General features: G+C 63.6%; 10 protein-coding genes. 5 read left to right on the top strand and 5 right to left on the bottom strand.

Going from position 1 to position 13,110, the window contains the following annotated elements; all coding sequences use genetic code 11:
• The first annotated feature begins 38 nt into the window (after window positions 1-38).
• Window positions 39-275 carry a hypothetical protein gene (locus UCMB321_RS01150; RefSeq protein WP_040063188.1) on the top strand — a complete coding sequence of 79 codons (237 nt, stop codon included), beginning with the start codon at window positions 39-41 and terminating at the stop codon, window positions 273-275.
• A gap of 108 nt (window positions 276-383) precedes the next feature.
• Here the strand turns inward: UCMB321_RS01150 and sulA are convergent, their stop codons facing one another.
• Together sulA and lexA are read right to left on the bottom strand one after the other, a co-directional pair.
• On the bottom strand, window positions 384-857 hold the full coding sequence (gene sulA, locus UCMB321_RS01145; protein ID WP_040063187.1) for an SOS-induced cell division inhibitor SulA: 474 nt from the start codon (window positions 855-857) through the stop codon (window positions 384-386).
• A 10-nt stretch (window positions 858-867) separates the two neighbouring features.
• Entirely contained in the window at window positions 868-1,476 is a 609-nt protein-coding gene (gene lexA, locus UCMB321_RS01140) for a transcriptional repressor LexA (RefSeq protein ID WP_040063186.1), read from the bottom strand.
• A 251-nt stretch (window positions 1,477-1,727) separates the two neighbouring features.
• Here lexA and UCMB321_RS01135 point away from each other — a divergent pair, with 251 nt between their 5' ends.
• The 3 genes from UCMB321_RS01135 (at window position 1,728) to UCMB321_RS01125 (ending at window position 4,393) form a co-directional block, all read left to right on the top strand.
• Window positions 1,728-2,435, top strand: a complete 708-nt coding sequence (locus tag UCMB321_RS01135; RefSeq protein WP_040063185.1) for a TetR/AcrR family transcriptional regulator — start codon at window positions 1,728-1,730, stop codon at window positions 2,433-2,435.
• A gap of 205 nt (window positions 2,436-2,640) precedes the next feature.
• A complete protein-coding gene (gene nagZ, locus UCMB321_RS01130) occupies window positions 2,641-3,639 on the top strand; it encodes a beta-N-acetylhexosaminidase (protein ID WP_209437118.1) in 999 nt (332 codons plus the stop codon).
• A gap of 10 nt (window positions 3,640-3,649) precedes the next feature.
• Window positions 3,650-4,393 (top strand): S-methyl-5'-thioinosine phosphorylase, encoded by a 744-nt coding sequence (locus UCMB321_RS01125; protein WP_040063183.1) that lies wholly within the window; start codon window positions 3,650-3,652, stop codon window positions 4,391-4,393.
• On the opposite strand, the gene UCMB321_RS01120 is transcribed toward UCMB321_RS01125, so the two are convergent.
• Genes UCMB321_RS01120 through mfd form a run of 3 tightly spaced genes read right to left on the bottom strand, consistent with a single transcriptional unit; the run spans window position 4,390 to window position 11,129 of the window.
• The gene (locus UCMB321_RS01120) at window positions 4,390-7,083 is read right to left on the bottom strand and encodes a DEAD/DEAH box helicase (RefSeq protein ID WP_040063546.1); all 2,694 of its coding nucleotides are present in this window, start codon (window positions 7,081-7,083) and stop codon (window positions 4,390-4,392) included. The genes UCMB321_RS01125 and UCMB321_RS01120 overlap by 4 nt on opposite strands.
• A gap of 19 nt (window positions 7,084-7,102) precedes the next feature.
• Window positions 7,103-7,669: a CsiV family protein gene (locus UCMB321_RS01115; RefSeq protein WP_040063181.1), complete on the bottom strand. Its 567-nt coding sequence runs from the start codon at window positions 7,667-7,669 to the stop codon at window positions 7,103-7,105.
• Window positions 7,670-7,679: 10 nt separating this feature from the next.
• Window positions 7,680-11,129 carry a transcription-repair coupling factor gene (gene mfd, locus UCMB321_RS01110; protein WP_040063179.1) on the bottom strand — a complete coding sequence of 1,150 codons (3,450 nt, stop codon included), beginning with the start codon at window positions 11,127-11,129 and terminating at the stop codon, window positions 7,680-7,682.
• A 351-nt stretch (window positions 11,130-11,480) separates the two neighbouring features.
• Between mfd and UCMB321_RS01105 the strand changes: the two genes are divergently transcribed.
• Window positions 11,481-12,944, top strand: coding sequence for a glyceraldehyde-3-phosphate dehydrogenase (locus UCMB321_RS01105; RefSeq protein WP_040063177.1), 1,464 nt, complete (start codon window positions 11,481-11,483; stop codon window positions 12,942-12,944).
• Window positions 12,945-13,110: the final 166 nt, after the last annotated feature.

Here is a 13,110-nt window from a genome sequence, read left to right as displayed (position 1 = left end):
ACTGATATAATGGCGGTCTTTCGTGGAGAACAGACACTATGCCTACGTCCTTTCTAGAAATTGTCGAGCTGCCGGACGGCCGTATCGAGCTGCGTCGGGCCGAGGACGAAGGTTCTCTGGTGACCCTTAACTTTTCCGAAGATGCCAAGGCATTCCTGCAGGGCCAGCACGTCGAGGTGGCCAAGGCCATGTTGAGCGTGGGCGTGCAGATGGCCGGGCGTTTGGTCGAAGGTGAAATCGAGAAGGACGACGGCGGGCCACGGGTTCTTCACTGAAACCAAGGCTCGTTCGGCGGTAGATGGCGTTTCAGATCGGCTTCCCTGTCCTGGAGAAGCCCTGCCGTGATCGCTGTGCACTATCGGCCCTGACGGCCGTTCAATCAGTCAGCCCAAGCGAATATTCAGACTTTGCGCATCGCCTTGACGAGCCGCGCTGATCAACTGTTGGCGGGCGTTCGCGTTCAGCGGGTTCAGCCAGCTGACCACGGTGTGGCTGCGGCCCAGGCGCAAGGCTTCACAGGTCAATTGCAGTGCGCTTTGGGCGCTGCTCGGTTGCAAGAGTAGAATCCGCTCGCGGTTGAGTCCGGCGTCCCGTAGCCAGGCCTGTGTCAGGCTTGAGGGTGGTGCGATCAGGGTCAGCCAGCGGGCCTCCTGATCCTGGCTCAATTCCCGCAGGATGGGGGCCAGCAGGCTCAGGCAACTCCCGGCAGCCCCCCGCAACGACGCCTCGCTGAAGACTTCTGGTTCGCTGCTCCAGGGGGCTTCGACCACCTCCTTGAGCAGGGGCGCGAGCGGCTGCGCCATGAACGCTTCGAACAGGGGGAGTTGTGCGTGTTGTGGGGTTTGCGGGAATTGCATGACGCCTCCTTCAGCGGCGAATGACGCCGACACTCAAACCTTCGATGACGAAGTCCTGGTCTTTCAGGTTGACTTCGATGGGGGCGAACTCGGGGTTTTCCGCCAGCAGCCAGACCTTGCTGCCTTCGCGCTTGAAGCGCTTGACGGTGACGTCGTCGCCAATCCGCGCCACCACGATCTGGCCGTTACGGGCTTCGCGACAGGTATGCACGGCCAGCAGGTCGCCGTCGAAAATGCCGACGTCCTTCATGCTCATGCCGTGAACGCGCAACAGATAGTCGGCCCGGGGATGGAAGAAGGTCGGGTTGATGTTGCAGGATTCTTCGACGTGTTGTTGGGCGAGAATGGGTGCGCCAGCGGCAACGCGGCCGATGATCGGCAGGGTGGACTCGTCTACCTTGGCTTCGAAGCCGGGGATGCGAATGCCGCGGGACGCGCCAGGGGTCATTTCGATCGCGCCCTTGCGGGCCAGGGCCTTGAGGTGCTCTTCAGCGGCGTTCGGTGATTTGAACCCCAGCTCCAGGGCAATTTCCGCACGGGTGGGCGGATAACCATTGTCGTCCAGGCAACGTTTGATAAAAGCCAGAATCTCAGCTTGGCGTGGCGTCAGTTTTATCATTTCGAGCGCTCTGTCTTTTTATACAGTGACTGGGATTATATACAGTGAAAGGCGCTTGGCAATCCTCCTTTTTCTCACGTCCGCCGGACGGTCACCGGGGCGTTGCGCACAAAGCGGATCTGCAGGGTGGCTACAGCCCCCGGATTGTATGGTTTAATGCCTGACCGGCGGGCCATGAACGGACCGTCAGGCTTGACATTCCCGGGGCTGAAACGTATGTTTCAAACAAGTGTTTGTCAGGCGGAGTAACCATGGCCCAGTCGGAAACCGTTGAACGCATTCTCGATGCTGCCGAGCAATTGTTCGCGGAAAAAGGTTTCGCCGAGACCTCATTGCGCTTGATCACCAGCAAGGCGGGGGTCAACCTCGCGGCGGTGAATTATCATTTCGGCTCGAAGAAAGCCTTGATCCAGGCGGTGTTCTCGCGTTTCCTCGGGCCGTTCTGCATCAGCCTCGACCGCGAGCTGGAGCGCCGCCAGGCCAAGCCCGAGGTCAAGCCCGGGCTGGAAGAACTGCTGGAAATCCTCGTCGAGCAGGCGCTGGTGGTGCAACCGCGCAGCGGCAACGACCTGTCGATCTTCATGCGCTTGCTGGGGCTGGCCTTCAGCCAGAGCCAGGGCCACCTGCGCCGCTACCTGGAGGACATGTACGGCAAGGTGTTCCGTCGCTACATGCTGCTGGTCAACGATGCCGCGCCGCGGATTCCACCGATCGAACTGTTCTGGCGCGTGCACTTCATGCTCGGGGCGGCGGCGTTCAGCATGTCGGGGATCAAGGCGCTGCGGGCGATTGCCGAGACCGACTTCGGGGTCAACACCTCCATCGAGCAGGTCATGCGCCTGATGGTGCCGTTCCTGGCGGCCGGCATGCGCGCCGACAGCGGTGTGACCGACGCTTCCATGGCGGCGGCGCAATTGCGCCCGCGCAGCAAGTCGACGCCGACGGTGGCCAAGGTTTAACAGGTTGCGGGTGGGCGCGCCGGCTTCGATCCGCTAAGCTGGCAGCCATGCCTGATTTCTTTCTGCTCCAAGTCCCCCTTGCCCGTTCCCGCTTGCCTGGCGCTGTCCATGGCGAGGTGTCGGCGTGCCTGTCTGTCGCCGGCCGCCGTGCAGGTCCGCGAGGACGACGGGCACTTTTGTCCAAGGATTCCCTATGAGTACTGCCCTGCAAGGCTCCCTGATGGTGGACGTCGCCGGTACCTGGCTGACGGCTGAAGATCGCCAGTTGTTGCGCCAGCCGGAAGTCGGCGGCCTGATCATCTTTGCCCGCAATATCGAGCACCCGCGCCAGGTCCGCGAACTGAGCGCGGCCATTCGGGCCGTGCGCCCGGACCTGTTGCTGGCGGTCGACCAGGAAGGCGGACGGGTGCAGCGCCTGCGCCAGGGCTTCGTGCGCTTGCCGGCGATGCGCGCCATTGCCGACAATCCGAACGCCGAATACCTGGCCGAGCAATGTGGCTGGCTGATGGCCACCGAGGTACTCGCGGTGGGCCTGGACCTCAGCTTCGCGCCGGTACTGGACCTGGATTACCAGCGCAGCGCGGTGGTCGGCAGTCGCGCCTTCGAGGGCGATCCCGAGCGTGCGGCGTTGCTGGCCGGGGCGTTTATCCGTGGCATGAACGGCGCCGGCATGGCCGCCACCGGCAAGCATTTCCCCGGTCATGGCTGGGCCGAGGCCGACTCCCATGTGGCGATTCCCACGGACGAGCGCAGCCTGGACGAGATCCGCGCCAATGACTTGTTGCCTTTCGCCCGCTTGAGCCGGCAGTTGGCCGCGGTGATGCCGGCCCATGTGATCTATCCACAGGTCGATGCGCAACCCGCCGGCTTCTCCCGCCGTTGGCTGCAGGAGATTCTGCGCGGCGAATTGCAATTCGATGGGGTTATCTTCAGTGACGACCTGTCGATGGCCGGCGCTCATGTGGTCGGCGATGCCGCCAGCCGGATCGAAGCGGCACTGTCCGCCGGCTGTGACATGGGCCTGGTGTGCAACGACCGCGCGGCCGCCGAACTGGCCTTGAGTGCTGCCCAGCGCCTGAAGGTCAAGCCGTCGCCGCGTATTGCGCGGATGCGCGGCCAGGGGTTCGCCCGCACGGACTACCGCCAGGACCCGCGCTGGCTGTCGGCACTCACGGCGCTCAAGGATGCTCAACTGATTGACTGAGGAGTCCTGCATGACGGTATACGCGATTATCGGCGGCACGGGCCTGACCCAGCTCGAAGGCTTGAGCATTCGTCAGTCGTTGACGGTGGATACGCCCTACGGCGCCCCTTCGGCGGCTATCCAGATCGGCGAATACGCCGGTCGTGAAGTCTTGTTCCTGGCCCGCCACGGGCATCCGCACCGTTTTCCGCCGCATCAGGTGAACTACCGGGCCAATCTCTGGGCGCTGAAACAGGCGGGCGCCGAGGCGATCCTGGCGGTCAACGCCGTGGGCGGGATTCATGCGGCGATGGGCACCGGACATTTCTGCGTGCCGCATCAGTTGATCGATTACACCAGCGGTCGTCAGCACACCTACTTTGCCGATGACCTGGAGCAGGTGACCCATATCGACTTCAGCTATCCCTACAGTGAAGGGCTGCGGGAACAACTGATTGCGGCGCTGGCGGCCGAGGGCTGTGCCTACAGCAGCCATGGCGTCTACGCCTGCACCCAGGGACCGCGGCTGGAGACGGTGGCCGAGATCGCCCGGCTGGAGCGCGACGGCTGCGACATCGTCGGCATGACCGGCATGCCGGAAGCCGCGCTGGCCCGCGAACTGGCGCTGGACTACGCCTGCCTGGCCCTGGTGGTGAACCCGGCGGCGGGCAAGTCGACGGCGGTGATCACCATGGCCGAGATCGAGCAGGCACTGCATGACGGCATGGGGCAGGTGAAGTCGACCCTGGCGCGGGTGCTCGCGGCGGGTCGTTAACGGCCGGCTTTCTTGTCCGGCAGCGGCGCGAACAGGGCTTCGATATCGTCGTTCTGCAACTGCCAGTCACCGGCCTGGCGCCCGTCGAGCACGCCGGCGGCCAGGTCCGATTTTTCCTGCTGCAGGTGCTGGATCTTCTCCTCCACCGTGCCGCGGGCAATCATCTTGTAGACGAACACCGGCTTCTCCTGGCCGATCCGATAGGCGCGGTCGGTGGCCTGGTTCTCGGCGGCCGGGTTCCACCACGGATCGTAGTGGATCACGGTATCGGCCTCGGTGAGGTTCAGTCCCACGCCGCCGGCCTTGAGGCTGATGAGGAAAATCTGCAGTTTGCCGTCCTGGAAATCCTTGACGGGGGTGCGCCGGTCGCGGGTCTGCCCGGTCAGCAACGCATAAACCACTCCGCGTTTGCGCAATTCCGCCTCGATCAGCGAAAGCATCGAGGTGAACTGCGAGAACAGCAGGATGCGCCGGCCTTCGTCGAGCAACTCCTCGAGCATCTCCATCAGGCTGTCGAGCTTGCCGGAGGTGCCGCCGCGCGTGGGCAGCGGGGCGTCGTTGACCAGGCGCAGGTCACAGCAGACCTGGCGCAGCTTGAGCAGTGCCTCGAGGATGATGATCTGGCTGCGGGCCACGCCTTTGCGGGTGATCTCGGCCCGGACCTTCTTGTCCATGGCCAGGCGCATGGTCTCGTAGACATCGCGCTGGGCCTCGTTGAGATCGACCCAGTGGATGATCTCGGTCTTGGGTGGCAGTTCGGTGGCGACCTGCTCCTTGGTGCGGCGCAGCAGGAAGGGCTTTATCCGGCCGTTGAGGTGTTGCAGGCGGACTTCGCTGGCGTGTTTTTCGATCGGGATGCGGTAGTCGCGGTTGAAGCTCTTCACGTCGCCCAGCCAGCCCGGCAACAGGAAGTGAAACAGCGACCAGAGCTCGCCCAGGTGGTTTTCCAGCGGCGTGCCGCTCAGGCACAGGCGTTGTCGCGCATCCAGTTCACGGGCGGCCTGGGCGGCCTTGCTGCCGGGGTTCTTGATGTACTGCGCCTCGTCGAGTACCAGCACGTGCAGCGGCTGGGCCTTGAGGCGTTCGATATCCTTGGGCAGCAGGGCATAGGTGGTCAGCAGCAGGTCGTAATCCTGCAATTGCTCGAAATGCTTCTTGCGCCCGACGCCGTACAGCGCCAGCACCTTGAGTTGCGGAGTGAAGTGCGCGGCCTCGTCCAGCCAGTTGGGAATCAGGCTGGTGGGCATCACCACCATGCAGGGGCGGTCGAGGCGCCCGGCCAGCTTTTCGCTCAGGATGTGGGCCAGGGTCTGCAAGGTTTTGCCCAGGCCCATGTCGTCGGCCAGGATGCCGCCGACCTCCAGTTGCCTGAGGGACTGCATCCAGCTCAGGCCCTCGTGCTGATAGGGGCGCAGGGTGGCGTTGAGGCCTTCGGGGATCGCCGCGCTGTAGTCGCGGATATCCCGCAGCCGCTGGGCGAGGCCGCGGATCTGTTCGCCGCCTTCCCACAGCAGTGAAAGCTCGTCCAGTGGGTTGAGCCGGGTCGCATCGGCATGGCTCAGGCGCAGGCGGGTGGTGCCGGGCTCCTGCAGGTAGAACTCGCCCAGGGTGTTCAGTACCGGCTTCAGGCGACCATAGGGCAGCGCCACCTGGAGCGGTCCGTGGCTGCCGCCGGGCGAGGCCGGGATATTCACCAGGATCAGTTCATCGTCGCGGCGCCGGGCCAGGCGTTCGGGATTGAGCAGTTCGGTGTGCGAACGCACCAGGTTCAGCAGGATCGGCAGCAGGCTCAGGCGCTCGCCGTTGACGATGATCCCCAGTTCCAGGTCGAACCAGTCACGCTCGGGGGCTTCGTCGACCGTGGCGTACCAGTCCTCGACGGGGCTGAGGTCGAAACCGAAGTCCTCTTCGACCTGCAATTGCCAGCCCTGCTCGCGAAGGCCCGGCAGTTCGTTCAGGGTGAAGTTCAGCCAGGCGCTGTCATTGACCATTTCGAACAGCTCGCCGGCACTTTCCGGCAGGGCCTTGCTCTGGCGCGTGGCGATCTTGAAGCCCAGCTGGCGCAGTTGCTCGCGACAGGCCTTTTCCGCTTCGGGCTGACGCTTGATACGCAGGCTCTGGTGTTCCTGGCGCAGGATGATATCGGCGTTCTTCTGGCCGCTGACGTATTCACCCAGGTAGTCGAAGGACAGTGCCGCCCGATGCTGGATGTAGCGTTGCATCCGCCCGTTGCGCGGTTCGAAGGCGCTGAATTCGATACTTGCCAGCCACAGGCGCGGTACCGGCATCAGGTCGTCGACCTGCTGCTGCGGCAAGGGCGATGGCGTGCGCGCATCCAGCACGGCCTGGAGCTTCTCCAGCAGTTCGGCGTCCTTTTCCGCGGCGGGGTAGGCGAGGGTTTCCTGGACCTGCAGCAACACCGCGGCGGTGTGCTTGCAGCGGTTGCGCACCGGGCAGGTGCAGGTGGCGTCGACCACCAGCAGCGTGCCCTTGGAGGATTCGCGCAGGTGAATGGTCTGGCGGTAGGTGTTGCCACCCGAGCCTTCGCAACTGGCGGTGATGGTGCTGTCGCCGGCCTGGACGATCCTGACGCGATTTTCCAGGGCGTAGCGCCGACCCCGTTCCAGGCTCTGTTCCTTGAAGCGACTGACCCAGGACGCGGCGAGCGGTTTCGTCAGGCTGGGCGTCAGGGACGAGGGCATCGGGCTTTCACTGGTCGAGGTTCTGCGACGGTGCTTCGCGTTTCGAGGCGGCGAGCGAGGTGACCTTGAGCAGCAGGGCCAGGTGGCCGGCGTCGAGGAAATTGAGTTGGCCGTTCTTGGTCTGGCTGGTCTGGCTCAGGCGTTCGCTGGTGCTGACCACGCCGTTGCTGTCGAACTGGTTGACCCAGAATTGCGCCTGCACGTCGGTGAAGCGCTTGAGGGTGAAACTCAGTGTGCCCTGTACCGGGAACTGGCCGAACTGTTCCTGGCCGGCGGTGATCGACACCAGGCTCGGCTGGTCGCCCAGGGTCTGTTGCCAGGCCTTGTGCAGCAGCACCTGGTAGTTGCCGCTGGCGCCCAGCTTGGCCGTCATCTCGTTGAGGCTGGGGGTGCGCTCCTGCTCGGCGGTGATCGGTGTGGCGCCCTTGGCCCAGTCCTCGGGCGCCGGCTGGCTCTGGAAGGGTTGTTCCAGGTTCTGCCGGACCAGGATCATTTCGATCAGATACAACTCGTCGGCCATCGCCGCCGGGGCGATCAGGACCAGCAACAGGGTCAGCAAGGGGATCAGGCGCATAGGGCGTCCTTCAGGCAGATTTCGGGGTGAGGCGCTCGAACAGCGCCTCCAGTGTATTGAAGCGTTCTTCCGCGCGTTCCATCGGTACCATGAACTTGAACAGTGTGGCACCTTCGAACTTGTAGCGGTTGGGCTGGCCCTGGATCAACTTGATCAGCGACAGCGGGTCGACCGGGGTGTCCGCCGCGAACTCGAGGCGTCCGCCTTGCGGGCCGCCGTCGACCTTCTTGATACCCAGCTGCTCGGCCTGCAGTTTGAGCAGGGTCAGGCGCACCAGGTTCTTGGTCGGTTCCGGCAGCAGGCCGAAGCGGTCGATCATTTCCACTTGCAGGTCCTTGAGACCCTCTTCGTCGGTCGCCGAGGCGATGCGCTTGTAGAGGATCAGGCGTGCGTGCACGTCCGGCAGGTAGTCTTCGGGGATCAGCGCCGGCAGGCGCAGGTTGATTTCCGGACCACCGCCCAGGGGCTGGTCGAGGTTGGGCTGTTCGCCCTTGCGAATGGCCTTGACCGCCCGTTCGAGCATTTCCATGTACAGGGTGAAGCCCACGGCCTGGATCTGTCCGCTCTGGCCGTCGCCCAGCAGTTCGCCGGCGCCACGGATTTCCAGGTCGTTGGTGGCGAGCACGAAGCCGGCACCGAGGTCCTGGGTATTGGCGATGGCCTCCAGGCGCTTTTCCGCGTCGGGGGTGATCTGCTGGCGACCCGGAGTCAGCAGGTAGGCGTAGGCCTGGTGGTGACTGCGTCCGACCCGGCCGCGCAACTGGTGCAACTGGGCCAGGCCGAACTTGTCGGCGCGCTCGATGATAATGGTGTTGGCGCTCGGCACGTCGATGCCGGTCTCGATGATGGTCGAGGCGATCAGCACGTTGAAGCGCTTGTGGTAGAAGTCGCTCATCACCTGTTCGAGCTCGCGCTCGCGCATCTGCCCGTGGCCGATGCCGATGCGCGCCTCCGGCACCAGTTCGGCGAGGTCGGCGGCGCATTTCTCGATGGTCTTCACGTCGTTGTGCAGGTAGTAGACCTGGCCGCCGCGGAGCAATTCGCGCAGCAGGGCTTCCTTGACCGTGCTCTTGTTCTGCTCCATGACGAAGGTGCGCACCGACAGCCGGCGTGCCGGCGGGGTGGCGATGATCGACAGGTCGCGCATGCCCGACACCGCCATGTTCAACGTGCGCGGAATCGGCGTGGCGGTCAGGGTGAGGATGTCGACTTCGCTGCGCAGGGCCTTGAGCTGTTCTTTCTGGCGTACGCCGAACCGGTGTTCTTCGTCGATGATCACCAGGCCCAGGTTCTTGATCTTCACATCGTCCTGCAGCAGCTTGTGGGTGCCGATGACGATATCGATCTTGCCTTCGGCGAGGTCCGCCACGGCGGCGTTCACTTCCTTGGCGGACTTGAAGCGGCTCATCACCTCGACGGTGACCGGCCAGTCGGCGAAGCGGTCGCGAAAGCTGTTGTAGTGCTGCTGGGCGAGCAGGGTGGTGGGCACCAGGATCGCCACCTGCTTGCCGCCATGGACGGCGATGAAGGCCGCGCGCATGGCCACTTCGGTCTTGCCGAAGCCGACGTCGCCGCAGACCAGGCGGTCCATCGGCTTGGCCGCCAGCATGTCGGCGCGCACGGCTTCGATGGTGGTCTGCTGGTCCAGGGTTTCCTCGAACGGGAAGCCGGCGCTGAAGGTCGCGTAGTCGGCTTTCGGATCGGCGAACGCATAGCCTTCGCGGGCGGCACGGCGGGCGTAGATGTCGAGCAGTTCGGCGGCGACGTCGCGCACCTGTTCGGCGGCCTTGCGCTTGGCTTTCTGCCAGGTTTCCGAGCCCAGGCGGTGCAGCGGCGCCAGGGCGTCGTCGCTGCCGGTATAGCGGGCGATCAGGTGCAGGTTGGCCACTGGCACGTAGAGCTTGGCGCCCTCGGCGTATTCCAGGGTGAGGAATTCGGCGGCCTGGTTGTCGATCTCCAGGGTGGCGAGGCCCAGGTAGCGGCCGACACCGTGGTCGATATGCACCACCGGCGCCCCTTCACGCAGTTCGGTGAGGTTCTTGATCACCGCGTCGTTGTTGGCGTCGGCGCGTTTTTCCCGGCGCCGGCGCTGCATCACGCGCTGACCGAACAGCGGGCTTTCGGCCACCAGTGCCAGGGCCGGGTCGTCCAGCAGCAGGCCTTCGTCCAGCGGGGCGATGGTGATCGCCAGGCGCTCCTTGCCCGCGACAAAGTCCGGCCAGCTGTCGACGGTCCTGGGGCGCAGCTTCAGGCGTTCGAGCAGTTCCAGCAGGACTTCCCGGCGCCCGGCGGATTCGGCGGTGAACAGCACGCGGCCGGGGAACTGCTCGAGGAACTCGGCGAGTGCCGCCAGCGGCTGGTTGGCCTTGGCCTCGATCGCCAGGTTCGGCAGTTCGCGGGCGGGGAAGCGTTCGCGGCCGATGCCGGTTTCCACGTCCTGCTGGCTGGCGACCACCCGCGGCCAGTTTTTCAGGCGGGCGAAGCAGTCTTCCACCGGCAGGAACAGTTCGGCCGGCGGCAGCAGCGGCCGGGTCGGATCGACGCGGCGTTCCTCGTAGCGATTGCGCACATCGTTCCAGAAGTTTTCCGCCGCCTGCTCGATGCCCGGCAGGGAGAACACCTGGGTGTCCTGGGGCAGGTAGTCGAACAGGGTCGAGGTTTCCTCGAAGAACAGCGGCAGGTAGTACTCGATACCGGCGGGTGTGATCCCGCTGTTCAGGTCCTGGAAGATCGGGCAGCGGCGGAAGTCGACGTCGAAGCGTTCGCGAAAGCGCGCCTTGAAGCGGATGAGCGCTTCTTTCTGCAGCGGGAACTCCTTGGCCGGCAACAGGCGCACCGAGTCGACCTTGTCGATGGAACGCTGGTTTTCCGGATCGAAGGTACGCAGCGTCTCGATCTCATCGTCGAACAGGTCGATGCGGTAGGGCAATTTGCTGCCCATCGGGAACAGGTCGATCAGGGCCCCGCGCACGGCGAACTCACCGTGTTCGTAGACCGTGTCGACACAGCGGTAACCCGTGGCCTCCAGGCGTGTGCGCATCTGCTCCACGTCGAGTTTCTGGCCGATGTCCAGCACCAGGCTGCTGCCCAGCAGGAACTGGGTCGGGGCCAGGCGGTGCAGGGCGGTGGTGATCGGCACCACCAGCACGCCATGACCCAGTTCCGGCAGCCGATACAGGCTGGCGATACGCTGGGAGATGATGTCCTGGTGCGGCGAAAACAGGTCGTAAGGCAGGGTTTCCCAGTCCGGGAAATGCAGCACCGGCAAATCGGGGGCGAAGAAACTCAGCTCCTGTTCCAGTCGTTCGGCACTTTGGCTGTCGGCGGTCAGCAGCAGGGTGAAGCGCTTGGCGGCGCTGGCGGCCTCGGCAATGGCCAGGCTCAGGGCGGCACCGGGGAGATTGCCCCAGTGCTGTTTACCTGCCGCGGCAGGGAGAAGCGGTAGACGCAGAACGGGCACGGAAGGTTGAGCTCCAAGCGTTGCGACAAAGTCGGTAATTGTAACGGTCCCGGGTGCCGCCTGTCAGTTGCAGACTGTTTCTATTACGCATTGAGGGAAATGTAGTGGCTATGACAAAAAATAGCGCTTTTCGGCGTAATATGTAGTGCGATATCGGGCGTATGTTTTGAAGGGTTACGGACAAGTCGCCAGTGTCCGGTGAAAATACGCCCTGCTGAAACCCGCGTATCTACTGGGCTCGCGCGGGGCGTGTTTTTTTCAAAAGGGTTTTTCTTGACGGTTGCACGACAGGCGCGCATTGCTCGCGGGGCGACTCGGCGGCATAATGTAGCCCCTTTTTTCAGCCCCTACATGTGGAAGGTTCCCGTGACTCAGAAGCCCGACCAGTGTCTTGGTGAGTGGATTGATCGTGAAGCGCTTGCAGAAGCGATGATCCCGCTTATCGGTCAGCTCTACCGCAATAACAATGTGGTGAGTTCGATCTATGGCCGCAGCCTGATCAACCAGTCTGTCATCGCGATTCTCAAGGCTCACCGCTTTGCTCGCCATCGTCAGAGCGATGATGCCGAACTGTCCGTCCACGAGACTTTCCCGCTGCTCAAGGCGATGAGCGAGCTCAAGCTGGGTGCCGCTTCGGTGGACCTGGGCAAGCTGGCCGTGAAATTCAAGGCACAAGGCAATGGCCGCAGCGCCGAACAGTTCGTTCGCGAAGAACTGGCCGATGTAGTCGGTCAGCAGAACGCTGCCGCTCGCAAGGGCACCGACGTGGTGCTGTACGGTTTCGGTCGTATCGGTCGCCTGCTGGCCCGTATCCTGATCGAGAAAACCGGTGGCGGCGACGGCCTGCGCCTGCGTGCCATCGTCGTGCGCAAGGGCGCCGAGAACGACCTGACCAAGCGCGCCAGCCTGCTGCGTCGTGACTCGGTGCACGGTTCCTTCAACGGCACCATCACCATCGACGAAGAACACAACACCATCACCGCCAACGGTAACCTGATCCAGGTCATCTACGCGAAGAACCCGACCGAGGTGGACTACACCCAGTACGGCATCCAGAACGCGCTGCTGGTGGACAACACCGGCGTATGGCGTGATGCCGACGGCCTGGGCCAGCACCTGGCCTGCCCGGGTATCGACCGCGTGGTGCTGACCGCGCCGGGCAAGGGCAAGCTGAAGAACATCGTGCACGGTATCAACCACGGCGAAATCACCGCCGAGGACAAGATCGTTTCCGCGGCGTCCTGCACCACCAACGCCATCGTGCCGGTGCTCAAGGCCGTCAACGACAAGTTCGGTATCGTCAACGGTCACGTTGAAACGGTTCACTCGTACACCAACGACCAGAACCTGATCGACAACTTCCACAAGGGCGATCGTCGTGGCCGTAGCGCCGCGCTGAACATGGTGATCACCGAGACCGGTGCCGCCACCGCCGCTGCCAAGGCCCTGCCTGAGCTGGCCGGCAAGCTGACCGGCAACGCGATCCGCGTTCCGACGCCGAACGTCTCGATGGCCATTCTCAACCTGAACCTCGAGAAAGCCACCAGCCGTGAAGAGATGAACGAGTACCTGCGCTACATGGCGCTGCACTCGGATCTGCACAAGCAGATCGACTTCGTCAATTCCCAGGAAGTGGTGTCCACCGACTTCGTCGGTTCGCGCCACGCCGGTGTGGTCGATGCCGAAGCCACCATCTGCAACGACAACCGCGTTGTCCTGTACGTCTGGTACGACAACGAATTCGGTTACAGCTGCCAGGTGGTACGCGTGATGGAAGACATGGCCGGGGTTAACCCGCCCGCATTCCCGCGCTAAGCACTAGCCGCACATGAAACGCCCCGACTTGTCGGGGCGTTTTTCATTCTGGAAGTATGTGGCGGATTGATAGCAACGGTTATTCCGATGTGTTGAGTGGGTCGATGTTTTATATCGCTTTCATCTGGTGAGTTGGTCGGTCGAAATCATATCAATATAGATAAAT

The sequence above is a fragment of the Pseudomonas batumici genome (assembly GCF_000820515.1).
In the GTDB taxonomy this organism is placed as follows: domain Bacteria; phylum Pseudomonadota; class Gammaproteobacteria; order Pseudomonadales; family Pseudomonadaceae; genus Aquipseudomonas; species Aquipseudomonas batumici.
Note: the sequence above shows the minus strand (reverse complement) of the source record. Positions and strands in the feature narration are given on the sequence as shown.

What these genes read in the sequence shown, in the direction of transcription:
- lexA (WP_040063186.1), bottom strand. Translation starts at nt 1,476, where the DNA reads ATGATAAAACTGACGCCACGCCAAGCTGAGATTCTGGCTTTTATCAAA.
- UCMB321_RS01115 (WP_040063181.1), bottom strand. Translation starts at nt 7,669, where the DNA reads ATGCGCCTGATCCCCTTGCTGACCCTGTTGCTGGTCCTGATCGCCCCG.
- UCMB321_RS01125 (WP_040063183.1), top strand. Translation starts at nt 3,650, where the DNA reads ATGACGGTATACGCGATTATCGGCGGCACGGGCCTGACCCAGCTCGAA.
- UCMB321_RS01105 (WP_040063177.1), top strand. Translation starts at nt 11,481, where the DNA reads ATGTGGAAGGTTCCCGTGACTCAGAAGCCCGACCAGTGTCTTGGTGAG.
- sulA (WP_040063187.1), bottom strand. Translation starts at nt 857, where the DNA reads ATGCAATTCCCGCAAACCCCACAACACGCACAACTCCCCCTGTTCGAA.
- UCMB321_RS01135 (WP_040063185.1), top strand. Translation starts at nt 1,728, where the DNA reads ATGGCCCAGTCGGAAACCGTTGAACGCATTCTCGATGCTGCCGAGCAA.
- UCMB321_RS01150 (WP_040063188.1), top strand. Translation starts at nt 39, where the DNA reads ATGCCTACGTCCTTTCTAGAAATTGTCGAGCTGCCGGACGGCCGTATC.